General features: G+C 64.1%; 22 protein-coding genes. 7 read left to right on the forward strand and 15 right to left on the reverse strand.

Annotation, left to right across the window (positions count from 1 at the left end):
• Positions 1-3: 3 nt before the first annotated feature.
• The 3 genes from CVS48_RS20695 to CVS48_RS20705 all read right to left on the reverse strand — a co-directional run bounded on the left by CVS48_RS20695 (position 4) and on the right by CVS48_RS20705 (position 4368).
• A complete protein-coding gene (locus CVS48_RS20695) occupies positions 4-1623 on the reverse strand; it encodes a methyl-accepting chemotaxis protein (protein WP_100856078.1) in 1620 nt (539 codons plus the stop codon).
• A 210-nt stretch (positions 1624-1833) separates the two neighbouring features.
• Positions 1834-3324: an amidase gene (locus CVS48_RS20700; RefSeq protein ID WP_100856079.1), complete on the reverse strand. Its 1491-nt coding sequence runs from the start codon at positions 3322-3324 to the stop codon at positions 1834-1836.
• Positions 3325-3483: 159 nt separating this feature from the next.
• The gene (locus CVS48_RS20705) at positions 3484-4368 is read right to left on the reverse strand and encodes a LysR family transcriptional regulator (protein ID WP_100856080.1); all 885 of its coding nucleotides are present in this window, start codon (positions 4366-4368) and stop codon (positions 3484-3486) included.
• A gap of 115 nt (positions 4369-4483) precedes the next feature.
• On the opposite strand from CVS48_RS20705, the gene CVS48_RS20710 reads away from it, so the two are divergent.
• Positions 4484-6052, forward strand: coding sequence for an MFS transporter (locus CVS48_RS20710; RefSeq protein WP_100857779.1), 1569 nt, complete (start codon positions 4484-4486; stop codon positions 6050-6052).
• Here CVS48_RS20710 and CVS48_RS20715 read toward each other — a convergent pair.
• The 6 genes from CVS48_RS20715 to CVS48_RS20740 form a co-directional block, all read right to left on the reverse strand.
• Positions 6030-8300, reverse strand: coding sequence for an ATP-dependent DNA helicase (locus CVS48_RS20715; protein WP_100856081.1), 2271 nt, complete (start codon positions 8298-8300; stop codon positions 6030-6032). The two genes, CVS48_RS20710 and CVS48_RS20715, sit on opposite strands and share 23 nt — an antisense overlap.
• Positions 8297-10012 (reverse strand): VRR-NUC domain-containing protein, encoded by a 1716-nt coding sequence (locus CVS48_RS20720; protein WP_100856082.1) that lies wholly within the window; start codon positions 10010-10012, stop codon positions 8297-8299. The genes CVS48_RS20715 and CVS48_RS20720 overlap by 4 nt, the downstream gene beginning before the upstream one ends.
• Before the next feature lie 86 nt (positions 10013-10098).
• Positions 10099-10347 (reverse strand): hypothetical protein, encoded by a 249-nt coding sequence (locus tag CVS48_RS20725; protein ID WP_100856083.1) that lies wholly within the window; start codon positions 10345-10347, stop codon positions 10099-10101.
• A gap of 131 nt (positions 10348-10478) precedes the next feature.
• Positions 10479-11795 carry a c-type cytochrome gene (locus tag CVS48_RS20730; RefSeq protein ID WP_100856084.1) on the reverse strand — a complete coding sequence of 439 codons (1317 nt, stop codon included), beginning with the start codon at positions 11793-11795 and terminating at the stop codon, positions 10479-10481.
• A gap of 12 nt (positions 11796-11807) precedes the next feature.
• Positions 11808-13583: a GMC family oxidoreductase gene (locus tag CVS48_RS20735; RefSeq protein WP_100856085.1), complete on the reverse strand. Its 1776-nt coding sequence runs from the start codon at positions 13581-13583 to the stop codon at positions 11808-11810.
• A gap of 6 nt (positions 13584-13589) precedes the next feature.
• Entirely contained in the window at positions 13590-14303 is a 714-nt protein-coding gene (locus CVS48_RS20740; RefSeq protein WP_100856086.1) for a gluconate 2-dehydrogenase subunit 3 family protein, read from the reverse strand.
• A 327-nt stretch (positions 14304-14630) separates the two neighbouring features.
• Here CVS48_RS20740 and CVS48_RS20745 point away from each other — a divergent pair, with 327 nt between their 5' ends.
• On the forward strand, positions 14631-15263 hold the full coding sequence (locus CVS48_RS20745) for a hypothetical protein (protein ID WP_167401031.1): 633 nt from the start codon (positions 14631-14633) through the stop codon (positions 15261-15263).
• 62 nt (positions 15264-15325) lie between these two features.
• Here CVS48_RS20745 and CVS48_RS20750 read toward each other — a convergent pair whose 3' ends face one another.
• The 3 genes from CVS48_RS20750 to CVS48_RS20760 form a co-directional block, all read right to left on the reverse strand.
• Positions 15326-15721, reverse strand: a complete 396-nt coding sequence (locus CVS48_RS20750; RefSeq protein WP_100856088.1) for a PIN domain-containing protein — start codon at positions 15719-15721, stop codon at positions 15326-15328.
• Positions 15718-15963, reverse strand: coding sequence for an AbrB/MazE/SpoVT family DNA-binding domain-containing protein (locus tag CVS48_RS20755; RefSeq protein ID WP_050446692.1), 246 nt, complete (start codon positions 15961-15963; stop codon positions 15718-15720). Before CVS48_RS20755 ends, CVS48_RS20750 begins: the two co-directional genes overlap by 4 nt.
• Positions 15964-16056: 93 nt before the next feature.
• Positions 16057-16674, reverse strand: a complete 618-nt coding sequence (locus CVS48_RS20760; RefSeq protein WP_100856089.1) for a TetR/AcrR family transcriptional regulator — start codon at positions 16672-16674, stop codon at positions 16057-16059.
• A 240-nt stretch (positions 16675-16914) separates the two neighbouring features.
• Here CVS48_RS20760 and CVS48_RS20765 point away from each other — a divergent pair, with 240 nt between their 5' ends.
• Both CVS48_RS20765 and CVS48_RS20770 read left to right on the forward strand, forming a co-directional pair.
• The gene (locus CVS48_RS20765; RefSeq protein WP_100856090.1) at positions 16915-17952 is read left to right on the forward strand and encodes an MBL fold metallo-hydrolase; all 1038 of its coding nucleotides are present in this window, start codon (positions 16915-16917) and stop codon (positions 17950-17952) included.
• Between the two features lie 60 nt (positions 17953-18012).
• Positions 18013-19626: an NAD(P)/FAD-dependent oxidoreductase gene (locus CVS48_RS20770; protein ID WP_100856091.1), complete on the forward strand. Its 1614-nt coding sequence runs from the start codon at positions 18013-18015 to the stop codon at positions 19624-19626.
• Between the two features lie 46 nt (positions 19627-19672).
• Here the strand turns inward: CVS48_RS20770 and CVS48_RS20775 are convergent, their stop codons facing one another.
• Both CVS48_RS20775 and CVS48_RS20780 read right to left on the reverse strand, forming a co-directional pair.
• Positions 19673-19912 (reverse strand): tautomerase family protein, encoded by a 240-nt coding sequence (locus CVS48_RS20775; protein WP_100856092.1) that lies wholly within the window; start codon positions 19910-19912, stop codon positions 19673-19675.
• Positions 19913-19960: 48 nt separating this feature from the next.
• Positions 19961-20671 (reverse strand): SDR family NAD(P)-dependent oxidoreductase, encoded by a 711-nt coding sequence (locus CVS48_RS20780; protein WP_100856093.1) that lies wholly within the window; start codon positions 20669-20671, stop codon positions 19961-19963.
• 127 nt (positions 20672-20798) lie between these two features.
• Here CVS48_RS20780 and CVS48_RS20785 point away from each other — a divergent pair, with 127 nt between their 5' ends.
• The 3 genes from CVS48_RS20785 to CVS48_RS20795 all read left to right on the forward strand — a co-directional run bounded on the left by CVS48_RS20785 (position 20799) and on the right by CVS48_RS20795 (position 22734).
• A complete protein-coding gene (locus CVS48_RS20785; RefSeq protein WP_419191433.1) occupies positions 20799-21641 on the forward strand; it encodes a LysR family transcriptional regulator in 843 nt (280 codons plus the stop codon).
• A gap of 218 nt (positions 21642-21859) precedes the next feature.
• On the forward strand, positions 21860-22300 hold the full coding sequence (locus tag CVS48_RS20790; RefSeq protein ID WP_100856095.1) for an Hsp20/alpha crystallin family protein: 441 nt from the start codon (positions 21860-21862) through the stop codon (positions 22298-22300).
• Positions 22301-22329: 29 nt separating this feature from the next.
• On the forward strand, positions 22330-22734 hold the full coding sequence (locus CVS48_RS20795) for an Hsp20/alpha crystallin family protein (protein WP_100856096.1): 405 nt from the start codon (positions 22330-22332) through the stop codon (positions 22732-22734).
• 52 nt (positions 22735-22786) lie between these two features.
• On the opposite strand, the gene CVS48_RS20800 is transcribed toward CVS48_RS20795, so the two are convergent.
• Positions 22787-23569 (reverse strand): SDR family NAD(P)-dependent oxidoreductase, encoded by a 783-nt coding sequence (locus CVS48_RS20800; RefSeq protein WP_100857780.1) that lies wholly within the window; start codon positions 23567-23569, stop codon positions 22787-22789.
• Between the last annotated feature and the right edge of the window lie 50 nt (positions 23570-23619).

Here is a 23619-nt window from a genome sequence, read left to right on the forward strand (position 1 = left end):
GATTCAGATCTTGAAGCGCGACACGCCGCTGCGCAGGTCGTTGGCCACCACCGTCAGCTCTTCAATCGCCAGGCTGGACTGGCGCAGGGATTCCACGGTTTGCTGGGCGGCGTCGCTCAATTGCTGCAAGGCCTGGTTGATCTGCTCGGCGCCCGTTGCCTGCGCCTGCATGCCTTCGTTGACCATCTGCACGCGCGGCGCCAGCGTCTGCACCTGCTGGATGATCTGCGACAACTGGTCGCCCACCTGCTGCATGTCGGCCATGCCCCGGCGCACCTCCTCCGAGAACTTGTCCATGCCCATCACACCCGCCGACACCGACGACTGGATCTCGCGCACCATCTGTTCGATGTCGTAGGTGGCCACGGCGGTCTGATCGGCCAGGCGGCGGATCTCGGTCGCCACCACCACGAAGCCCCGGCCGTACTCGCCGGCCTTCTCGGCTTCGATGGCGGCGTTGAGCGACAAGAGGTTGGTCTGATCCGCTACTTTAGTGATTGTGGTAACCACCTGAGTGATATTACCGGCCTTCTCGTTCAGGATGGCCAGCTTGGCGTTCACCGAGCCCGCCGCGCCCACCACGTTGCGCATCGTGTCTTCCATGCGAGCCAGCCCGACCTGCCCGCTGCCGGCCAGCGACGCGGTCTGCTCGGCGGCGCTGGACACTTCGGTCATGGTGCGCACCAGCTCGCGGGATGTCGCGGAAATTTCACGCGAGGTGGCGCCGATTTCGGTGGTGGTGGCCGCCACCTCGGACGCGGTGGCTTGTTGTTGCTTGGACGTGGCCGCAATCTCGGTCACCGACGTCGCCACCTGCACGGCCGAACGCTGGGTCTTGCCGACCAACCCGGTCAGTTCGTCCACCATGCCGTTGAAGCCGGTTTCAATGGCGTTGAATTCGTCTTTGCGCGCCAACTCCAGGCGGCGCGTCAGGTCGCCGCTGCCGGTAGATTCCAGGGTCTTGACGATATCGCGCATGGGGTTGCCGATGGCGCGCATCAGCAGAAAGCCGCATACGATCGCCGCCGCGATTGCCAGGCACAGCGACAACAACATGCCGTATTCGGCGGCATCCACAGCCTTCTTGATGCTGACGGCGGCCTCGTCGGCCTGCTTCTTGTTTTCCACCACCATCTTCGCCAGGATGTCGCGCCCCTGGTAGAAGGCGGGCCGCAATTCGTTCTTGACGCGGTTCTTCGCCCCGACCGTGTCACCCGCCACCGCGCCCCCCAGGATATCGGCACGAATGCGCTTGTAGTCCTGCAAGGCCTTCTCGAAATCGGCGAACATCGCGCGATCGTCCTCGCGCGAAATCGTGCGGCGGTAGAAGTCGATGTGCTCTTCCAATTGCTGGTCGCTCTTGGGCAGCGCCTCCAGCACGGTGCGGCGCTCTGCATCGGAATCGCTGTTGAAAGCGTCCTGCACCACCACGAACCCGGCAAACCACGACGCGCGTATCGACGTGCTGTAGTAGATGCCCGGCACGGCGTCCGTGTTGATCATCACCACTTCGTCGTCAATGTGCAGCAGGCGTCGGTAATCAACCACCACCATCAACGTCATGATGGCCAGGATGACCATGAAGCTGGCCAGGATGCGTTGGCGCAGAGTCAGATTCTTCATTCAGGTAGACCTTTGGGGAGTTCAACACGACAGCGCCCGACCCACCCATTACCGGATGTGGGGAAATGCAGTGATTATTGCAAAGGCGGGTTCGGCGAGCCATGAAAAACTAGGGAAATCCCCGTAAATTTGGGGATACCCGTCAGAAAAACGCAAAGCCCGCTTACAGGATCTTGTGTTTTTCCGTGACAGTGCGTACCGCGAGCGCGCTCAGGCCGCTTGCCACAGCGACGCGGGCGGGTGCGCATCTACCCAGTCGCACGCCTGGTCATAGGCTTGCGCCAGCCGCAAAATATCCAGGTCGCCTTGCGGCGGGCCAATCAACTGCATGCCCATCGGCAGGCCCTGCGGGCTGAAGCCCACCGGCACGCTGATTACCGGGCAGCCTGCCAGCGTCCACGGCGTCACGGTCTCCATCCAGCGGTGATAGGTATCCATGGGGCGCCCGGCAATGTGCTTGGGCCAGTCCAGCGTGGCGTCAAAGGGAAACACCTGCGCCGACGGCACCGCCAGGAAATCAACGTCTTCAAACATGCCCAGCACCGTCTGGTACCAGGCGCTACGTTCCTGCGTGGCCTGATAGACGTCGTGCGCGGTCATGCCGTCCAGGCCTTCCACTTCCCAGATCAGCGCGGGCTTGAGCAGCTTGCGCGTTTGCGGGTCTTGAACCAGCGCATGGAATTGGCCGCCCACCATCAGGTGGCGATGCGTCAACCACATGCGCCACAGCCGGTCGCCCGCGAACGGCACCTGGTAATCAACGACGTCGCAGCCCACGGTATCCAGTGTGGCCAAGCCTTGGGCGCACACGTCCAGAATGCCCGGTTCCAAGGGCAGGTAACCGCCCCAGTCGCCCAGCCAGCCGATGCGCTTGCCGCGCGGGTCCGCGTCTGATGTGGCGTCCAATGCGGTGGCGAACTGCGCGGGGTCGTCGCGCAGCGACAAGGGCGAACGCTTGTCGTGCCCCGCCATCACCGACAGCAGCAGCGCCACGTCGCGCGGCGTGCGCCCCATCGGCCCTTCATACGACAGTTGCTTCAGGAACACTTCGGGCGACGGCCCGAACGGCACCCGCCCCGCCGACGGCCGCATGCCATACACGTTGCAGAACGCCGCCGGGTTGCGCAGCGAGCCGCCAAAATCGCTGCCGTCAGCCACGGGCAGCATGCGCGCGGCCAGCGCCGCCGCCGCGCCGCCGCTGCTGCCGCCCGCCGTCTTGGACGGATCGTAGGGGTTGCCCGTCGTGCCGTAGACCTGGTTGTAGGTATGCGAGCCCAAGCCGAATTCCGGCACGTTGGAGCGGCCGATGAAGATGGCGCCCGACGCCCGCATGCGCTCGACGATGATCGAATCATGCTGCGTGACCTGGTCCTTGTAGACCAGCGAGCCCCTCGACGTGACCATGCCGCGCACGGCCGTCAGGTCCTTGGGCGCCTGCGGCATGCCATGCATCCAGCCCAGCCATTGGCCCGCATCCAGTTGCGCGTCGCGCTCGGCGGCTTCGCGCAGCAGCGCGTCGGTATCGCGGCGGGCGACGATGGCGTTGATCTTCGGGTTGACATTGTCGATATGCGCCAGATACGCGCGCATGACCTCCACGCAGGACAGTTCGCGGCGCCGGATCGCATCCGACAAGGCATGCGCCGGCATGGCGACGATGGGGTTCAGGCTGGCGGCGTCGGTCGGCGTGGCGAGGGGCATGCGTAGGTCTCCGGTATGTCTTGGTCGTTGTCAGGCTGGCGCGCTGGCCAGTTCACCCAGACGACATACTACGCAAGCTGGGCGGCCCTCGGCCAGCATCGCGTGGCGCAACCGGCTTCGGCCGACGACACCAGGCGCCCGTCCGGCAAGCACCTGCCCTTAAGGAAACAAATGCTGCGCCAGGTGGTCGATGAACACGCGCAGCTTGGGCGACGCGTGACGGCTTGCGGGCCATAGCGCCCACATCGTGCCGCCGCCGCGCGTGCGGTCTTCCATGACCAGTTGCAATTGCCCCGCCGCCAGCTCGCGGCGGATGGTGAAGTCCGGCAGGCAGACAATGCCCTGCCCGCCCACGGCCAGCGCAATCCGCGTTTCCACGCTGTTGCACACCAGCGTCAAGGGCAGTTCGGGCGCCTGGGCGTCCGGCCCCAGCTTGAACGGCCATTTTTCCAAACGGCCCGTGGCGGGGTAACGGTAATGCAGGCAGGCATGGCGCATCAGGTCGGCCGCGCGCTTGGGCGTGCCGTGCTGGCGCAGATAGTCGGGCGACGCGGCCAGCACCCAGCGAAACGACCCCAGGCGGCGGCGCTTCAAGCCGGAGTCGTCCATGTCGCCCGTGCGGATCACGGCGTCATAGCCTTCGCCAATGACATCCACCATCCGGTCGGTGAAATCCAGGTCCAGTTCCACGGCGGGGTACTGCCGCATGAAGCTGGCGATGCTGGCGTCGTGCAAACCGCTATAGCGCGGCAGGCTCACGCGCAGCCTGCCCTGCGGCGCGTCGGACGCCGCCGACAATTCCAGTTCAGCCGCTTCGACCTCGCACAAGATGCGGCGGCAGCGATCCAGGAATTTTTCGCCTTCCGGCGTCAGCGCAAGCTGGCGCGTGCTGCGATGAAACAGCCGCACCTTCAAGCGCGCTTCCATCCGCGCAATGCTCTTGCCCACCGCCGACGGCGACACACCCAGCACGCGCCCCGCCTCGGCAAAGCTGCCCGCTTGTGCCACCAGCACAAACACCCCTATGCCGCTCAGGCTATCCATCCACCACGCTCCAATGCGGACATTGATGTCCGGAATGACAGGAATCCTAGCCTATTTTTCTTTTATTCCGGGGCTCATAAGCTGGCCATCCCTTTTGTATTCCCTGATGTGCGTCATGCCTACCCCCGACCTTTCCACCCCCTTTCCAGCCCCCTGCCACCGTTGGCTGCAACTGCTGTCGGCCTGCCTGACCGCGCTGTTGATCCCGCTGTGCTTCACCGGCCCCGCCGTGGTGCTGCCGTCCATCAGCCACGACCTGGGCGGCACGCCCGTGCAACTGAATTGGATCTTGAACGGCTACATCCTGGCCTACGGCAGCGTGATCATGGTGGCGGGCAGCCTGACCGATCTGGTGGGGCCTCGGCGGGTATGGCTGCTGGGCCTGGCGGTTTTTTGCGTCACGACCTTCGCCATTGCGTTCGTCCCCACGACCGGCTGGATCAACTTTATGCGCCTGATGCAGGGCGTGGGCGGCGCGGCCGCGTTTGCCGCGGCGATGTCGTCGCTGGCGCCGCTCTTTCACGGGGTGGCGCGCACCCGCGCGTTCAGCCTGTTGGGCACCACCTTCGGCATCGGCTTGTCGTTCGGGCCGCTGGCTTCCGGCTGGATGGTGCAGGTGGCCGGCTGGCAGTGGGTGTTTCTGTCCACGGGTGTAGTGGGCCTGCTGGGCGCCGTCATGGTGGCCATCAGCGTGCGCCCCACGGCAAGCGTGGCGCAAGGCCGGCTGGACTGGCCGGGCGCCTTCAGCTTTACCGGCGCGCTGGGGCTGTTCACCTACGGCATCTTGCTGGCTCCCGAGGCGGGCTGGGCGGACGCGCACGTCGTCGGCGCGCTGCTGGCATCCGTGCTGCTGGCCGTGGCCTTCGTGCGTATTGAACGCCGCGTCGCCCGCCCCATGCTGGACCTGAGCCTGTTTCGCAGCCCGCGCTTTGTGGGCGTGCAGGTCCTGGCGGCGTCGCCGGCGTTTCTGTTCATCGCGCTTATCGCCCTGCTGCCCGGCCGCTTCATCGGCATCGACGGCTACAGCGCACTCGAAGCCGGGCAACTGATGATCGGCCTGGCCGCGCCCTTGCTGGTGGTGCCGTTCCTGGCCGCGCTGCTGACGCGCTGGTTCCGCCCCGGCCTGCTGTCGGCCCTCGGCCTGATCGCGGTGGCGGCGGGCTTGATCTGGCTGGCGGACGTGATGGCCGCGGGCGCGGCGGGCCTGTGGATGCCCATGCTGTTGATCGGCTGCGGCATCGGCCTGCCCTGGGGCTTGATGGACGCCATGGCGGTCAGTGTGGTCGACGCGCGCAACGTCGGCATGGCGACCGGCATCTTCAACACGGTGCGCGTGTCGGCCGACGGCGTCGCCATCGCGGTGCTTAGCGCGCTGCTGGCCCTGCTGATCCAGACGCAGTTGTCGGCCACCCTGCCCGACGCGCAGTCCGGCACCCTGAACGCGCAAGCCCTGGTGATGGCCGCCAACCGCGCGGCGCTGGGCCAATTGGACGAAGCCGCGGCGCAGCTACCGCATGCCACGGCCCAGGCCATGCCGCTGTTGCATGACGCCTACGACACCGCCTTTCGTCATGTGCTGCATGCCCTGGCCGGCATCGCCGTGCTGACCGCGCTTTGCATCACCCTGCTGCTGGGTCGGCGCGAAACGGTCGCGGCGCGGCTCAGTCCACCCGCCACCAGCTAGGCAGCAACCCGCGCACCTTGGCGCGCCGGTAGCGGTCGTCAATCAAGTGCACCGTGCCCACATCGCTTTCGGTACGGATCACGCGGCCCGCCGCCTGCACCACCTTTTGCATGCCCGGGTACAGATAGGTGTAGTCATAGCCGTTTTCCTCGCCGTAGCGCAGCTCCATCGCGCGCTTCATGTTTTCGTTCACGGCATTCACCTGCGGCAGGCCCAGCGTGGCGATGAAGGCGCCGATCAGGCGCTTGCCGGGCAGGTCCACCCCTTCCGAGAACGCGCCGCCCAGCACCGCGAAGCCCACGCCCTGGCCGGCTTCGGTAAAGCGCGCCAGGAACGCCGCCCGGCCCGCTTCGTCCATACCGGGCGTTTGCAGCCAGATGGGCACGGCCGGATGGCGTGCGCGCATCAGGTCCGACACCTGCCGCAGGTAGTCAAAGCTGCTGAGAAAGCCCAGGTAATTGCCCGGGCGTTCCGCGTACTGCGTGGCGATCAGGTCAACAATGGGCGCCAGCGAACGCTCGCGGTCGCGATAGCGGGTGGACACATTGCCCACCACGCGCACCGCCAATTGCTCGGCCTGAAACGGCGCGGCCACGTCTATCCAAGGTGTTTCGTTGGGCAGCCCCAAGGTGTCGCGATAAAACTGCTGGGGGCTCAAGGTGCCCGAGAACAGCACGGTGGCGTGCGCCGCCGCATAGCGCGCCGCCAGGTACGACGCGGGGATCACATTGCGCACGCACAAGGTGGACGGCCGGGTCTTGGCGCTGGCCACGCCCACGTCCGACAGCGTCACATCAAACAAGGCATGCGAGCCGAACTGCTCGGCCAGGCGCATGAATTGCAGCGCCTGGAAGTAGAACGTCAGCACCGGGTCGTCTTGCGGCAAGGGAGATTCAGCCATGTACTCCATGATGGCGCCCACCGCTTTCTGCACGGCCGCCAACACACCCGGCGCCACCGCGTCATACGCTTGATAGCGTTCTGCCTGCTTCTTGTTCAGCGCATTCCAAGAGCGCTGCAAGCCGTCCAGCGGCTTCTTCAAGGCTTTCGGCGCGGCATAGCGCGCCGCCGACAACGAGGCCTGATCCAGTTCCCCCGTGTACATGCGGCGCGCGCGGTCAACCAGGTTGTGCGCCTCGTCCACCAGCACCGCCACCTTCCATTGGTAGGCCTGCGTCATGGCGTACAGCATGGCCGACGAGTCGTAGTAATAGTTGTAGTCGCCCACCACCACGTCGCTCCAGCGGATCAGCTCTTGCGACAGGTAGTACGGGCAGATGCTGTGTTCACGAGCCACGGCGCGCACCGTGGGCGCGTCCAGCCGTACATGCTGTACCGCTGCCTGACGCGCTTGGGGCAAGCGGTCGTAAAAGCCCTGCGCCAAGGGGCAGGAATCCCCGTGGCAGGCCAGGTCCGGATGCTCGCAGGTTTTGTCTCGCGCCTGCAAGTCCAGCACGCGCAAGCCGGGCGCGGCGGGCTGCGCGTTGACCGTGTCCAGCGCTTCAACCGCCAGCGCCCTGCCCGAGCCCTTGGCCGCCAGGAAGAAGATTTTGTCCAAACCCGTACCTGGGCTGGCCTTGAGCATGGGGAAGATCGTACCCAGCGTCTTGCCGATACCGGTGGGCGCCTGCGCCATCAGGCAGCGCCCATCACGCGCCGTGCGGTACACAGCCACGGCCAGATCGCGCTGCCCGGCACGGAATTCGCCATGCGGAAAGCCCAGCTTTTCCAGCGCCGCATCGCGCGTCTGGCGATGCGCGAGTTCGGTCTTGGCCCATGCCAGGAAGCGGTCGCACTGTTCCTGGAAGAACGTTTGCAGCGCCGCGGCCTCGTGCGTTTCCACAAGTACCGTTTCTTCCTCGGTGACCACGTTGAAATACACCAGCGCCACGCGCACCTGTTCCAGCCCGCGCGCCTGGCAAAGCAGATGGCCGTAGACCCGCGCCTGCGCCCAATGCACCACGCGATGGTTCTCTCGCACGCTGTCCAACTGGCCGCGATACGTCTTGATCTCTTCAAGCTGATTGGCCACGGGGTCATAGCCATCTGCACGCCCCCGCACCAGCAGGCCTTCATGCTGGCCGGACAAGGACACCTCGGTCTCGTAGTCAGGCCCGCGCCGCCCGGTCACGACCGCGTGCCCCGCCATGCCTTCGACTCCGCTGGGCGCGGGCGTGAAGCGCAAGTCCAGGTCGCCGGCCCGCGCCGTGAATTCGCACAGCGCGCGCACCGCCACGGCATAGCTCATGCCACGCCCTCCTGCCACGTAACGTGGCAAACGCGCACCGGCATGCCGTGCGCCACGCAGTACTGGAGCCATCGGATCTGGTTGTCTTGCAGCTTGTCGCCGGGACCTTTCACTTCGATGAGTTCATAGCGGCGCTCGGCCGGCCAGAAGCGGATCAGGTCCGGCAGCCCCGAACGATTGGTTTTCACGTCGCGCAGCAGGCGGGTAAAGAGCAGCTTCAAGTGCGCGGCGGGCAGGCAGTCCAGCGCCTGAATCAGCAAGGTTTCGGACAAGGCGCCCCAGAACACAAACGGCGACTGCACGCCCGCCTTGTCGGCGTAGCGTTGCAGGATCAGGTCGCGATAAGCCGGAGTGTCCAACTGCGCCAGGCAATCGGCGAACAGCGCCTGGCGTCGTTCGTGAAAATCCGGCGCGTCCAGGTCGGCCGGGCCACGCTGGAACGGGTGAAAGAACGCACCCGGCAAGGGCGCGAACACGGCCGGCCAGCACAGCAGGCCGAACAGGGAATTCAGCAGCGCGTTCTCCACGTAATGCACGGGCGCATCGTCTTGATGCAGGTGGTCGCGTGTGGCGAACTCAACAGAAGCCGGGGTGGCCGGTCGTGGCAGCGTGAGGTCGGTGCGCGGCAAGGCGTGGGCGGGCGCGCGGGCGGGCCGGCCCTGCCCCAGCGCGCGATACAAGCGCGGCAACATGCGGGCCACGCGCTGGCTTTCCTCTTCGCTTTCGGGCGCGTCGCGCGCTTGCAGCGCCAGGGCCAACGCCTCGTCATACCGCTCCATGCGCTCGTGCACGCGAATGCGACGATGGCGCGCGCCGGGGTAAGCACAGTGTTCATAGGCGGCTTGCGCCGCTGCCCAATCATGCGCGCGTTCACACGCCTGCCCGATCCGCAGCAGCACCTTGGCGCGGCGCTTTTCCAGCCAGGCGTTCCGGCTGACGCAGCCTTGCACCGTCGCCAGCAAGGCGGCAATGTCCGCGCCGTCATCCAGCGCCGTGCGGCACGCATGCAGCACCAGGTAGGCATCCACGTCCGCCCGCGTCTGGAAGGCGCGTGACGAGGTGTCGAATGGCACGGTCTCGTACTGGAACACACCCAGATCGGCCAACACGAATTCCGACCAGTCCTGATGCAGGTTGCCGAAGAACATCAGCCGGAAGCGTTCGCAAAGATCGCCGACCATGACGCGCCAGATGGGTTCTTGCGCACCCGGAAACCATTCGGCGTATGGCCGGGGGGTGTCGTGCGCGATGCGCAGCGCGTCCAGCAGGTCGGCTTTGCGGGCGGAGGGTTTAAGGGGCAGTTCCAACGGCAGGCCAGAATCCGAGCCAAATTGCGGGCGAGATTGCGGACCAGATTCGGGACCGGACGCCGCGCCAGCAAACAACCTGCAAAGCTCCGGCTTGGTATGCAGGCCGAACAGTTCGTCCAGCGACATCGGCGCCACCGCGTCCAGCCAACCCAGCGCCGCAAGCGGCGCGGCCGCATCCACTGCGCTGCCGATTTCCTCATAGACCAGCCGGCTGGCCCGAAACCACGGCCCCCGACGCATCAGCATGCGCACCATCAAGGCCTGCGAGGCTTGCGGCAAAGCCTGAAAGTCAGCCAGGAAACGGTGCTCAGCGGCGTCCAGCAGGTCGGCATAACGTTCGCCGACCCACGCCAAGGCGCGCTGGAAATTGTGCAAGTAGTAGTAGCGGTGCGGGGGAAACATCGGCCGGGCCGGATAGCTGGTTTTTTATCCAGTAATCATAGCAGGCGGCCCGGCGCTTCAGCGTGCGATTTTGCTCAGGGAACAACTCACGTACGCGACCACCACCACACCCCCCATGCCATCGCAGCCGGAAGGCCGAACAGCGCTATATGAATAGGCAGTTCCTCGGCCAGCGTGTAGCCGTGCGACATGCCGGTGCGCAGGTTCCACACGGATACGGCCAGCCAGGCGACGGTGAATACGCCCGCCGCCACGGTGCGATGCGCGGCGGGTGTCAGCCGAATCAGCAGCGCGGCCAATACCAGCCCCACCGCGATGAAGATCAAGGTACGCAAGATGGCCTCACTGGGTGGTGTGGCCGCCGTTGATGAGAAGGTCAGTTCGGCAAAGGGTCAGGGGCGGCGCTTGGACAGCAGATTACGCTTGGCGCGCGCCGTTATCAATCGCCGCCCCCGAAAACCCCGAACTACCGCGCCGGCTGCGCCGCCGCGCCCACGTCCTTGCGGACCTTGGCCACATCGGACGCGCTGACCGCCGCGGCCTTGTTGCCCCAGCTCGACCGCACGAAGGTCACCACATCGGCGACTTCCTTGTCGGTCATGCGCCAGTCAAAGCCAGGCATGGCGTAGGCGGTGGGGGCCGCCGTCGTGCCCGGCATCTGCGCACCCTTGAGCACGATGTGGATCAGCGACGTCGGGTCCGCCGAATTCACCGTCGAGCTCAGCGCCAACTGCGGGAACGTTTCCGTGTAGCCCTTGCCGGTGCTGCGATGGCAGGCCGCGCAGTTGTTCAGGAAGGCCATGGCGCCGTCGCCCTTGTCCTTGCCCGTACGCAGCGCCTGCGCCACGGTTTCGTCGTAGGCCAAGGGCTTGCTGGCGGCGTCCTTGTTCACCGGCGGCAAGCTCTTCAGATACACGGCGATGGCGTTCAGGTCGTCGTCCGTCAGATGCTGCGTGCTGTCTTGCACCACCTGTGCCATGCCGCCAAATGCGGCCGAATGACCGTTGCGGCCCGACTTCAGGAAGACGGCAATGTCTTCCTTGGTCCAGCTACCCAGGCCGTCCACGACGTCGCCGCGCAGGTTCTTGGCCAGCCAGCCTTCCACCACGCCACCCGACAGGAAGGCCGAGCCGTCCGCGTCGCTCAAGGCCTTTTCCTGCAAGGCGAAACCGCGCGGGGTGTGGCAGGTGCTGCAATGCCCCAGCCCTTCAACCAGGTATTGGCCACGCAGCAGCGCCGCGCGGTCCGCGCCCTTCAGGTCGCTGGCCGCGGGGCCGTTGACGACGTCGGGTGCGAACATCCAGCGCCACACGGTCAGCGGCCAGCGCATCGACATGGGCCACGAAATATCCGTGTCCTTGTTTTCCTGCTTGACCGGTTCGACACCGTGCATGAAGTAGGCGTACAGCGCCTTCACGTCTTCGGGCGTGACCTTGGCGTACGCGGTGTAAGGCATGGCCGGATACAGCGAATGGCCGTCCTTGGCCTTGCCGTGGCGCACGGCCTGGTCGAAGTCCTCGTACGTGTAGTTGCCGATGCCGGTTTCTTTATCGGGCGTGATGTTGGTCGAATAAATCGTGCCCAGCGGCGATTCGATGCCCAATCCACCGGCAAAGGGCTTGCCGCCCCCGGCCGTGTGGCAGGCAATGCAATCACCGGCGCGCGACAGGTATTCGCCCTGCTTGATCATCTGGGCGTCGTTCGACGCGGGCGTGCCGTCCGCCGCGAAAGCGGTGCTGGCGACCAGGGCCGAGAACGCCGCAACAATGGTTTGCTTCAACATTGTTCCGTCTCCTTACGCCTGGACCAGCGGGCCGGGGTTCTTCAGGTACTGATCGCGGATCGCCTGCGCGGCCCAATAGGCCAAGGCGCCCACCAACCCGGTCGGGTTGTAGCCCATGTTCTGCGGGAACACGCAGGCGCCCATCACGAACACGTTCGGCACGTCCCAGCTTTGCAGGTACTTGTTGACCACGCTTTCCTTGGGGTTCGAGCCCATGATCGCGCCGCCCGTGTTGTGCGTGCTTTGGTAGACGCGCGTGTCATAGCGCGCGCCCTTCTTGCGTACCCCGACGAAGTACTTTTCGGGGTTCATGGCCTTGGCCACGGTTTCCATGCGCTTGCCCATGTAGCCCAGCATGTCGAACTCGTTGTCGTGCCAGTCGAACGTCATGCGCAACAGCGGCTGGCCGAAGGCGTCCTTGTAGGTCGGGTCCAACGACAGGTAAGCGTCGCGGTACGACATCACCGAGCCCGAAATGCCGATCGTCATGTAGCGCTGGTAGGCGTCTTGCACACCGGCCTTCCAGGCCGTGCCCCACGACGGCGTGCCCGGCGGGGTCGGCGTCTGCTTGATCGGTCGACCGCCAGTGCGCACGTGGCGGATGCTGGCCCCGCCCACGAAACCCAAGGGGCCGTGGTCGAACTGGTCGCCATTCAAATCGTCCATGCCCACGCCGCCCGCGCCCGTGCCCATGAAGGGGTTCAGTTGCGTGCCCTTGGGCAACAGCACGTTGACGCCGCCGTTCATCTGGTAGGCGTAGTTCTTGCCGACCACGCCCTCGTTGGTCTTCGGGTCATACGGCTTGCCGATGCCCGACAGCAGCAGCAGGCGCACGTTGTGCATCTGATACGCCGACAGGATCACCAGGTCGGCCGGCTGGTCAATCTCTTGACCCTGGGCGTCGATGTACGTCACGCCGATGGCCTTCTTGCCGGTCGAATCCAGGTTGACCTTGATCACTTGCGCATGCGTGCGCAGTTCGAAGTTGGTCTTCTTCAGCAGCACCGGCAGAATCGTCGTCTGCGGCGAAGCCTTGGAATACATGTAGCAGCCGTAGTTTTCGCAGAAGCCGCAAAAATTACAGGGTCCCAGGCGCACGCCATAGGGGTTGGTGTACGGGCCGGACGCGTTGGCGGCGGGCGTCGGATAGGGGTTGAAGCCCACCTCGCGCGCGGCCTTTTCGAACAACTGCGCGCCATAGGTGGTGGCCAGCGGCGCCAGCGGGAATTCCTTGCTGCGCTTGCCTTCCAGCGGGTTGCCGCCTTCCACGATCTTGCCGTTCAGGTTGCCGGCCTTGCCCGACGTGCCGCACACGTATTCGAACTTGGAGAAGTACGGTTCCAGTTCGTCGTAGGTGACGCCGAAGTCCTGGATGGTCATGCCTTCCGGGATGAAGCTCTTGCCGTAGCGCGTTTCGTAGCGCGTGCGCAGTTCCAGTTCTTCGGGCAGCACGCGGTAATGCATGCCGTTCCAGTGAAAGCCCGCGCCGCCTACGCCCGTGCCCAGCAGGAACGAACCGTTCTGCCGATACGGCACGGCCACGTCATCCACGCCATGGCGGATGGTCACGGTTTCCTTGGACAGGTCCTGGAACAGCTTGCCGCGCACCGAATACGCCAGCTCGTCGATCACCTTGGGGTATTCGGCGTCCTTGGGGGTGTCTTGCATGCCGCCGCGTTCCAGCGCCAGCACGTGCAAGCCCGCTTCGGTCAGCTCTTGGCCCAGGATCGCGCCGGTCCAGCCGAACCCGACCAGTACCGCATCAACTTTGTCTTTCTTGATTGCCATGATTGATTAACCCTTTTCCCCAGAGATCGACACGGGGCCATAGGGGTACTTGACGTTGGGCTGATCGACCCAGTCCATGTAGTCGGCGCGCGCGCCCGGAAAGCCCACCATCTTCCAGCCCACCATGTTCTTGTTGCCGCCGTACATCGGGTCGGCAAAGAAGCCTTCTTTGGTGTTGGCCAGCAGGAAGCTGAAGAAGGTGGATGCCGGAACGGCTTCCAGCTTGATCTTGTTGCCTTGCAGGTCTTTCAAGATCTGTTCCTGCAAGGGCTTGTCCAGTTCGGCGTAGACCTTGCCGTGCGTTTTCACGCACCAGGCGTTGCAGGCTTCAATGCCGTGGCGATAGACCTCGCGCGGGTTTTGGTTCAGCTGATAACCCAGTTCAGGCACCTGGTCGGTGTGGAACGGGCCTTGCATGTACCAGAGCTTGCCATGGCCAAATGGCGTTTCCATCTGACGGTCGATGAATTCCGGCACACCCGCTTCGATCGCGCCCGGACCATATTGGTCGGCGGGGATCAGGTGATCCACTGCGGCAACGATGAAGTCCCATTCGGGCTTGGTGAAATAGGTGGGTTCGTAGGGCTTGGCGGCCGCTGCGGTCTTGTCGTCCGCGGCGTTGGTACAGCCAGTGGTCAGCGCGCCAACCGCCAATGTCGACGCGGGCACGATCGCCAGCGCCTGAAGAAACCGACGACGCGGCTTTGCATCATCTGTCATAGACATCTCCGTGAATATTCCAAGTTGTCCTAGCGCGCTACCGAACATGAACCCTGGAAACACGAACTGCCGAGCTAGTGACAACACGCTCTGTACTTCAGAAAAAGTTGAACCTGCTCTTCAATGGGGACGTAAGAGAAGGTGCTGGCATTATGCGCTTATTCATGCATCTGATCTGCTTGTGGGACCAGATCAGATTGAATTTATTGACATGGAAAAGTGTTTTGCTTTAAGGACAAAGTAAGAAGCCCGCAAAAGCGGGCTTTTCTGACAGTTGGGTGAATGAATTCTGTATATTTCGCGGATGGAACACCACGGATGGCAGGCATGAACGACAAGACGAAGATCTGGAAAAGTTCGACGACAACACGCAGTTGGAGTTCCACCACGAACTTGACGCCCGAGCAGCAAGAGAACATCGAAGAACTGCTGGGCGGGAAGCTGGGCAGCGTCAGCGTGCAAGAAAAATGGAGCTACGCCGGCACGGAAAACGGCGAAGCGTTCAAGGTCGATATCGACAACGGCGCGGTCACCGTCAACGGCCGCCACTACGACAGCCTGGACGACGTACCGCGCGCGGAACGCGAACGCATCGAGTCGCTGCGCGACGGCGAAGGCATGAAGGGCCTGTGGGACATGCTGAAAAACGCCGGCGTGCAGATCGAAGACCTGCCCGGTGATCACGTTGCGCGCACTGGCAAACCTGTGTTCACGATTGAGACGGACGGTGATGGCGCGGGTGCGATAGCGGCAACGTCTGCGCCGGTGGCTGACGCGCCGGACGCCGCTGAAGCCGGCAGGCCCCCAAGCACTGCCGCCGCGCAGGGCGCGAGCATCGATATGGACCCCGCCGCGTCCCCCGGCGCCGTGCCCAAAAGCGGCGGCCTGCGGCGCGCGCTTTTAATCGGCATAGCCGTGGGCTTGGCGCTTTGGGTGGCGCGGGCGTTGAATGTGTTTTAGGGCGATTGCCGTCGTGCGACACGACACGAGTGCTTTACGTCCGCCAATGCATCACGCACGAACTATTTGATCAGGCGCATGCCGGTGGCTTTTGCCGCCTTCACGTCAAACGTCGCCGTGTATTCACACAGCGCCTCGTGTCCGGTGCGCTCGATCAGACAATCGGCAAAATCCGCTGTGGAGGCTGCGTACAAACGCACTGCCTTCCATACCGTCTCGCCCGCCTCGACATGAATTTCCTTCGTGCGAAGCAGGGTTTCGATGACCTCCGCAATGGAAGAGCGCGGCGCATCGTAGGCCCGACCAAGCACCCATACCGTTTCGACCAGAGCCACCAAGGTGACGAAACCGGGTTGCTCGGCAGTCAAAGATTCGATCAGGGCATTTGCTTTCCGCGTCTGCATCGGATCATCCTGCGCGAAGTAGCGCACCAGCACATTGGTATCCAGGCCGATCATCGCGCTGACTTGCCCTGCTCGGCGATCGCGTCGTTCATCTCTTCAATCGTGACGGGTTTGCGTGGTTTCGCGATGATGCCTTTGAGCGCCGTAACCGAGTAGGTTGCGGGCACCATTTCGTAACGGCCGCTTGCCTCGTTTAGAACAAACTCGATTCGGTCGCCAGTCGACAAGCCCAGACGATTCCGTACATCGACCGGAATGGTGATCTGGCCCTTGGAAGTCACGGTGGCGGAAGTCATTGGCTAGCTCCTTGGAAGTGTGCCTTACCATAATGTAAGGAATGCGCTTGCGCAAGGCCGCGCCATCGATTGCAGCAACCCCACTGCGCCCCGTCACCCGCGCCGCGCGTAGCACCCCAAGAACATCTCCACCGCCGAATCCGCCACGCGCTTGCGCTCTGCTGCGCTCAATGGCGCTTGCCCCAGCGTGACCTGCGGCCAGAAGGCAAAGCTCTTGACCAGCCCCTGCAACTGGTGGCCGGCGAACTCAGGGTCCACATCCACCAGACGCCCGTCCTGGATGGCCGCGCGTATCCAGGCCGTTTCGCCGCCCTCTTTTTCGCCCATGCGGCACACGATGGCCTGGGCGCGTTCGGGGGAATGGATGATTTCGGCCATGGCCACGCGCGCCAGGTCGATGAAGTTGGAGTCCGCCAGCAGGTCCAGCTTTTGCATCAGCAACTGCCGCAACTGCTGATCCAGCGCCACGTCGGCCCGATACGACAGCGCAACGCTGGCCGCGCTGCTGGCCCATAGCTCTTCAAGAATCAACGAGAACAGCGTTTCCTTGCTGGGGAAATGGTTGTAGACCGTGCGCTTGGAGACCCCCGCCGCGGCGGCGATGCGGTCCATGCTGGTGGCCTCAAACCCGGCTGACCGAAACTCTTCCACCGCCGCGCGCACGATGGCCTGGCGTTTGCGGTCGGTCAGGCGGAGCGGGGGATTGGGCATGAAGCGGGCTCGTTGTCAGGTGGGTGGCGCACGCGGGCGAGGTGTGCGCGTCGATGTGCGCGGCTGAAGTATGTGGCTGAAGCATGTGGCTGAAACTCGCCCCATTGGCGACGCGAAATTTTACACCGGCCAGTGTACTTTTCAGAAAATCAAAACTACACTGCGCAGTGTAGTTTTTGCGCGGTGCATGTTGTATCAGCCGCAACGCCCTCGCCCCTTCCCCTGCCTGGAACCCTTACCGTGACCGCCCTCACCTCTTGCCCGTCCGCCCAACCCAGCTACCCGCAGTCGCCCCAACATCGTGAAGGCCGTTTCCACAACCCGCTGCCGCGCCCCTCGCTGGGCTTCTGGCAAGGCGTGAAGCTCATGTGGACCTTCTTCTTCGCCAAGCCCCGTGGCACGGTCCCCGCGCAAACGATTCCGGTGCGCCCCCTCACCTTGGCCGACCTGCAAGCCGCACCCGACCGCAGCCTGTACCGCCTGGGCCATTCGACCATCCTGATGAAACTGCGCGGCCGCTACTGGCTGACCGACCCGGTATTTTCCAAGCGCGCCTCGCCCGTGCAATGGGCCGGCCCCGCGCGCTTTCACGCGCCCCCCATTTCCATCGAAGACCTGCCGCCCATTGCCGGCGTGATCCTGTCGCACAACCACTACGACCACCTGGACCGCGCCGCCATCGACAAGCTGGCCGCCAAGACCGCCCGCTTCATCACCCCCTTGGGCGTGGGCGACCAGCTCATCGCCTGGGGCGTCGACCCCGCCCGCGTCGAACAACTGGACTGGTGGCAATCCACCGACGTCGACGGCCTGCGTCTGACCGCCACGCCGGCACAGCACTTCTCGGGACGCGGCCTGACCGACACGGACCGCAGCCTGTGGGCCTCGTGGGTCATCCAGGACGCCGACCTGCGCGTCTTCTTCAGCGGCGACAGCGGTTACTTCGACGGTTTCAAAGCCATCGGCGACGCCTACGGCCCCTTCGACCTGACGCTGATGGAAACCGGCGCCTACGACAAGCGCTGGGCCTTCGTGCACATGCAGCCCGAAGAAACCCTGCAAGCCCACCTGGACCTGCGCGGCCGCTGGCTGCTGCCAATTCATAACGGCACCTTCGATCTGGCGCTGCATGCGTGGGAAGACCCGTTTGAACGGATCGCGGCGCTGGCATCGTCCAAAGGGGTCGCGCTGACAACGCCTGTGATGGGGGAACGGGTGGGGATGGAAGCACCTGGGGCAGGTTCCCCGTGGTGGCGAATCGGCAACGCCGCCGCTTGAGCGCTCCAGTACAATCCCGCGTTTGGCGACGTTGTGATCGCCCACCCTCTGGACCGAAGCATGTTGCGACTGACCGAAATCAAGCTGCCGTTGAACCACACGCCCGAAGAATTGCCCGCCGCGATTCTTAAGAAACTGGGCATTCCAGCCAGCGACCTGCACGGCTTCACCATCTTTCTGCGCAGCTACGATGCGCGCAAAAAGCACAATATCCTGCTGACCTACACGCTGGATATCGACGTGGAAAACGAAGCGGCGCTGCTTGCCCGTTTTCATGACGACCGTCACGTGAAGCCCACGCCCGACACCGAATACAAGTTCGTCGCCCAGGCGCCCGCCACGTTGGCCAAGCGCCCCATCGTGATCGGCACCGGCCCCTGTGGCCTGTTCGCGGGCCTGGTGCTGGCGCAGATGGGCTTCAAGCCCATCATCCTGGAACGCGGCAAGGCCGTGCGTGAACGCACCAAGGACACCTGGGGCCTGTGGCGCAAGCGCATCCTGAACCCCGAGTCGAATGTGCAGTTTGGCGAAGGCGGCGCGGGCACGTTCTCGGACGGCAAGCTGTACAGCCAGATCAAAGACCCCAAGCACTATGGCGAAAAGGTCCTGAAGGAATTTGTGCTGGCCGGCGCGCCGGAAGAAATTCTGTACGTCAGCAAGCCGCACATCGGCACGTTCCGCCTGGTGGGCATGGTCGAAGTCATGCGCGACACCATCACCAAGCTGGGCGGCGAAGTGCGCTTTTCCAGCAAGGTGGAAACGCTGCAACGCGAAAACGGCCAGGTCACCGGCGTCACGCTGGCCAGTGGTGAACACATCGAAGCCGATCACGTGGTGCTGGCCATCGGCCACAGCGCGCGCGATACCTTCCAGATGCTGCATGAGCAGGGCGTGTTCATGGAAGCCAAGCCGTTTTCGATCGGCTTCCGGATCGAGCACCCGCAGTCGCTGATCGACAAGGCGCGCTTCGGCCCCAGTGCCGGACACCCCATCCTGGGCGCGGCCGACTACAAGCTGGTGCACCACGCCAGCAATGGGCGTTCGGTGTACAGCTTCTGCATGTGCCCGGGCGGCACCGTCGTGGCCGCCACGTCGGAACCCAACCGCGTCGTCACCAACGGCATGAGCCAGTATTCCCGCAACGAACGCAATGCCAACGCAGGCATTGTGGTGGGAATTTCGCCCGAGCAAGACTACCCGGAACACGTGCTGGCCGGCGTGGACTTCCAGCGCAAATGGGAATCGCAGGCCTTCGTGCTGGGCGGTGAAACGTACAGCGCGCCCGGCCAGTTGGTGGGCGACTTCATCGCGGGCAAGGCGTCGACGGAATTCGGTTCCGTGCTGCCGTCCTACACGCCGGGCGTGCACTTGACCGACCTGGCGACCGCGCTGCCCGACTTCGCCATCACCGCCATTCGCGAAGCGCTGCCCGCCTTCGACAAGACCATCAAGGGCTTCGGCATGCACGACGCCGTACTGACCGGCGTGGAAACGCGCACGTCGTCGCCGGTGCGAATCAAGCGCGATAACGACACGCTGCAAAGCATCAACACCCAAGGGCTGTTCCCGGCGGGCGAAGGCGCGGGGTACGCGGGCGGGATCCTGTCGGCGGGCGTGGATGGGATCAAGATTGCTGAAGCGGTGGCGTTGAGCATCATGGGCCGCCAGGGGTAAGCAACCCCCACCGGCGGCTAAGGGTCAAGCCGGCCAAGGCGGGCCGCTACGACTTGTCCGCCTTGGCCAGTTGCGCCCGGTATTCGGGCACAGTGACGCCGCCTACCCCCCAGTTCTCCAGCTCCACCTCGTCAATCACCACGAAGGTTGACGCATGCGGCTTGCCCAGCACCTCGAACAGCAGGTCACTGACGCCTTTGATCAGCGCCCGCTTTTGTTCGGGCGTCGTTGCCGCGGCACCGGGCGCTGTGCCCTCGCGGGTAACTTTGATATTCACGTAGGGCATGGTTGTTCTCCTTTGAACCAAACGTTGCCACGGATTGGGGGTTGGCCCTCAGGCGCCCGCCACCTGTCCACCATCAACATGCAGGATCTCGCCGGTCACAAAGCCGGCGTCCTCCAGATACAGTACCGCCTGCGCCACGTCGGCGACGTCACCCAAACGCTTCATGGGATGCAATCCCGCCAAAGCCTGATGCGTGTCGGGCGCATGCATGGGCGTCCTGATGATGCCCGGCGACACCGCGTTGACGCGAATATTCCGGGTGGCGTATTCAATGGCCAGGCTGCGCGTGGCGGCGGCCAGGCCACCCTTGGTCAAGGACGCCAGCACGGACGGCACGTTGGAATTCGCGTGGTCGACCAGCGTCGTGGTGATCTGCACGATGTGGCCCCCGCCCTGCTTCAGCATCGCCTCCACGGCATGTTGCGTCGTGTAGAAGAAGCCGGCCAGGTTCGTGGCAAGCATGTCGCGGTATTGCTGTTCGGTATAGGCGGTAAAGGCGTTGGCGATGAAAATGCCGGCGTTGTTCACCAGCGTGTCCACCCTGCCGAAGCGGTCCAAAGCCTGTTCCACGACAGCCTTGCCCGTGGCGGGGTCGCCGATATCCCCGGCGATGGTCAGGTAGTTGGGATCGTCCGACGGCTTGATTGACCGCGACGTTCCCACGACCCGATAGCCACGATCCAAAAATGCCTGGGCAATACCCGCGCCCAGCCCTTGCGATGCGCCCGTGACGATGGCGACTTTCCGTTCATTGCTCATGATGTTTCCTTCACAGATGGAGTTGATGTGAGAGGAACATTAGGCGTATTGGCGCTGATCGAAAATCCGCTATTCTTGCCCAATGGCTGATAAAAAACGCACAGAGCCCGACTGGCAGGACATCCGCGTGTTCCTCGCGCTAGGTCGCTACGGCAGTCTCTCGGCCGCCGCGCGGGCGCTATCAACCAACCATTCGACGATATCGCGGCGCCTTCAGTCGCTGGAAGCCACCCTGGGCGAGAAACTGGTCGAACGCCGGCCCGAAGGCTACGTCTTGACCCCCGCCGGCAGCCGCGCGCTGGCGGCGGCAAGCGACATGGAAGCCGCGGTTCACACCCTGGGACGCGCCGGTGCGGACAACGCGTTGCGCGGCCTGGTCCGGGTCAACGCGCCGCCCGCGCTATCGCAGGGGTTTCTTGTCAGCCGGCTAGCCAAGCTGGGGCTGCGGCATTCCGGCATCGATATTGAGCTGGCCACCGACTTGCGCTCGGTAAGCCTTGAACGGCATGTCACCGATATCGCGGTACGGCTGGGACGCCCCCAGGATGGTGACTTCATTGCGAAGCCGCTGGGGCACATCGCGTATGGCTTTTACGGCGATGCGGCGTGTTGCGAACGGATCGCAAGCGGCGCCGAACCGGTGTTTGTCGGCTTTGACGAGGCCAACGCCTATCTGCCCGAAGCCGCCTGGCTGGCACGGCATTTCCCTCGGGCACGTCTGGCTTTTCGGGCCAATAACCAGGCGGCGCAAGCCTTGGCGGCGCAGTCTGGCGTGGGCATTGCCCTGCTGCCGCACTACCTTGGACGCACGACGCCAGGGCTGCAAGCCTGCACGCTGGATGATGCGCCGCCACCGCGCGAAATCGTGTTGCTGACGCGCAGGCAAGGCCGTAAAGATCCGCCCATCCGCACGGTTGTTGATTATCTGGTTGAAGTCTTCGACAACGAGCGCGCCGTGTTCAACGCCTGACCCCGCCAACAAGGTGGCGCTGGCAATTCGCCCCTGAAATTGCGTCACTACAAATCAGCAATTTTCCCGTCTGCCTTGATTGAAGAAATCAATCAAACCCCACTCTTGAAACCTGCCAACCCGCTACCACTTTTGCGCTATGGCGAGGCAGCGCAGCACAGGTTTCCCCAGCCGCAATGCCCGACGCCGTCTGAACCAGACCTTATCGGGAGACGAACATGGCAACGTATCCATTTTTCGATAGCGGCATCAGTTCCGCCTTGGACACCCTGCAGCAACTGGACAAAATCCTGCGAGGCTCGACCGCGCCTTCCAATCTGCGGTCCACCGCGCGCGGGGATTTTCCGCCCGTGAACGTGGGCGTGTGCACCGATTCCATTGAAGTCGTGGCGTTCGTGCCGGGCGTGGACCCGGAAGCGCTTGAGGTCACCATGGAAAAAGGCCTGCTGAGCATTTCGGGCGAACGGCGCGAGGAAGAACCATCCGGGCAAACCACCTTGTACGCGCGTGAACGCGCGCGCGGCCGGTTCAGCCGGGTGGTGGAACTGCCCAGCGACGCCGACCCGGAAAACATCCAGGCGCGCTACACCGACGGCTGCCTTTGCATCTCGATCGGCAAACGCGAATCCGCCAAGCCGCGCCTGATCTCCATCCAATGAACGCACGCTGACGACACAGGAGGACCATCATGGAAGCACGCAACCAACTGGCCGCCACGCGCGGCTCGGAATCCTTGGCCAAGGTCTCGAACGACACCAGCCGCCCCGCCACCCTGCCCGCCGTGGACATCTACGAGAACGCCACCGGCATCACGCTCCTGGCCGACCTGCCCGGCGTGTCCAAGGACAGGCTGTCGATCAAGGTGCAGTCCAATGAATTGTTGATCGAAGGCGAAGCCGCGGTGCAGGTGCCGGCCGAAGTGCGGCTGGTACACAACGAACTGCGCGAACCGCTGTTCCGCCGCAGCTTCACCCTGGGCCACGACCTGGACAAGGACAACATCACCGCCAACTTGAAGCACGGGGTGCTGACGTTGCAGATTCCGCGCCTGCGCGAAGCGCAGCCGCGCAAAATCTCGGTCAACGTGACGTGATTCCCTGGCGTGACACCTTGCGCCCGGCGCAAGCCGGGCGCGTCGCGACGTATCAAGACGGTTGATAACGCGCTGCCGCGCTGGCCATCTTGATATCGCCCAGCAGCGCCTGGCGCGCTCCGTCCAACGCATCCCAACGCGACGCCTCATGCAGCGGCGGAATCGTCACCGTCTCGCGACGGTCAAAACCCACCAACGCCGCATCCACCAGTTCGCCCACTTCCATCACTTCCGGCAGCACGTTGATATCGATACCCGCGCGTTGCCAGATCTCGGTGCGCGTGGCGGCGGGCAGCACGGCTTGCACATAGACGCCGGCGGGCGACAGTTCTTCGTGCAAGGCTTGCGACAGGAACAACATATAGGCCTTGGTTGCGCCGTAGACCGCCATGCCGAACTGCGGCATGAAACTCACGACCGAACCGACGTTCACGATAGCGCCTGTGCCGGCTTGCACCAGGCGCGGCGCAATCGTGCTGGCAAGTCGCGTTGGGGCGGTGGTGTTGAGCGCCACCAGTTGCGCAACCGCGCTGGGCGTCTGCGCAACAAAGTTGCCCGTCTGCGCGGCGCCTGCGTTGTTGATCAGAATCTGGATGCGGGCATCATCCCGCAGCCTCGCCTCGACTTGTTCGATGTCGTCTTCGCGCGTCAGGTCCGCGGCCAACGCGTCGACGGCAACGCCATGGTCTTGCCGCAAGCGCGCGGCAAGGTCTGCAAGACGGGCAATGTCACGCGCGACCAGAACCAGATCATGGCCACGCCGCGCAAAGCGTTCGGCGTACGTGGCACCAATGCCGGAGGATGCGCCGGTAATCAAAACAGTGGGGGAAGTCATCTTGCGATTCTCTTTGTAGATAGAAACGGAACCCGCCGCGATACGCAGCC

The sequence above is a fragment of the Achromobacter spanius genome (genome assembly GCF_002812705.1).
GTDB lineage: Bacteria > Pseudomonadota > Gammaproteobacteria > Burkholderiales > Burkholderiaceae_B > Achromobacter > Achromobacter spanius.

Bases quoted from the DNA above. Each gene is read 5' to 3' on its own strand.
- CVS48_RS20710 (WP_100857779.1), top strand. From the start codon at position 4,484: ATGCCTACCCCCGACCTTTCCACCCCCTTTCCAGCCCCCTGCCACCGT.
- CVS48_RS20780 (WP_100856093.1), bottom strand. From the start codon at position 20,671: ATGAGCAATGAACGGAAAGTCGCCATCGTCACGGGCGCATCGCAAGGG.
- CVS48_RS20695 (WP_100856078.1), bottom strand. From the start codon at position 1,623: ATGAAGAATCTGACTCTGCGCCAACGCATCCTGGCCAGCTTCATGGTC.
- CVS48_RS20740 (WP_100856086.1), bottom strand. From the start codon at position 14,303: ATGACAGATGATGCAAAGCCGCGTCGTCGGTTTCTTCAGGCGCTGGCG.
- CVS48_RS20790 (WP_100856095.1), top strand. From the start codon at position 21,860: ATGGCAACGTATCCATTTTTCGATAGCGGCATCAGTTCCGCCTTGGAC.
- CVS48_RS20795 (WP_100856096.1), top strand. From the start codon at position 22,330: ATGGAAGCACGCAACCAACTGGCCGCCACGCGCGGCTCGGAATCCTTG.
- CVS48_RS20760 (WP_100856089.1), bottom strand. From the start codon at position 16,674: ATGCCCAATCCCCCGCTCCGCCTGACCGACCGCAAACGCCAGGCCATC.
- CVS48_RS20770 (WP_100856091.1), top strand. From the start codon at position 18,013: ATGTTGCGACTGACCGAAATCAAGCTGCCGTTGAACCACACGCCCGAA.
- CVS48_RS20715 (WP_100856081.1), bottom strand. From the start codon at position 8,300: ATGAGCTATGCCGTGGCGGTGCGCGCGCTGTGCGAATTCACGGCGCGG.
- CVS48_RS20800 (WP_100857780.1), bottom strand. From the start codon at position 23,569: ATGACTTCCCCCACTGTTTTGATTACCGGCGCATCCTCCGGCATTGGT.
- CVS48_RS20705 (WP_100856080.1), bottom strand. From the start codon at position 4,368: ATGGATAGCCTGAGCGGCATAGGGGTGTTTGTGCTGGTGGCACAAGCG.
- CVS48_RS20775 (WP_100856092.1), bottom strand. From the start codon at position 19,912: ATGCCCTACGTGAATATCAAAGTTACCCGCGAGGGCACAGCGCCCGGT.
- CVS48_RS20700 (WP_100856079.1), bottom strand. From the start codon at position 3,324: ATGCCCCTCGCCACGCCGACCGACGCCGCCAGCCTGAACCCCATCGTC.
- CVS48_RS20720 (WP_100856082.1), bottom strand. From the start codon at position 10,012: ATGTTTCCCCCGCACCGCTACTACTACTTGCACAATTTCCAGCGCGCC.
- CVS48_RS20755 (WP_050446692.1), bottom strand. From the start codon at position 15,963: ATGACTTCCGCCACCGTGACTTCCAAGGGCCAGATCACCATTCCGGTC.
- CVS48_RS20730 (WP_100856084.1), bottom strand. From the start codon at position 11,795: ATGTTGAAGCAAACCATTGTTGCGGCGTTCTCGGCCCTGGTCGCCAGC.
- CVS48_RS20750 (WP_100856088.1), bottom strand. From the start codon at position 15,721: ATGATCGGCCTGGATACCAATGTGCTGGTGCGCTACTTCGCGCAGGAT.
- CVS48_RS20735 (WP_100856085.1), bottom strand. From the start codon at position 13,583: ATGGCAATCAAGAAAGACAAAGTTGATGCGGTACTGGTCGGGTTCGGC.
- CVS48_RS20745 (WP_167401031.1), top strand. From the start codon at position 14,631: ATGAACGACAAGACGAAGATCTGGAAAAGTTCGACGACAACACGCAGT.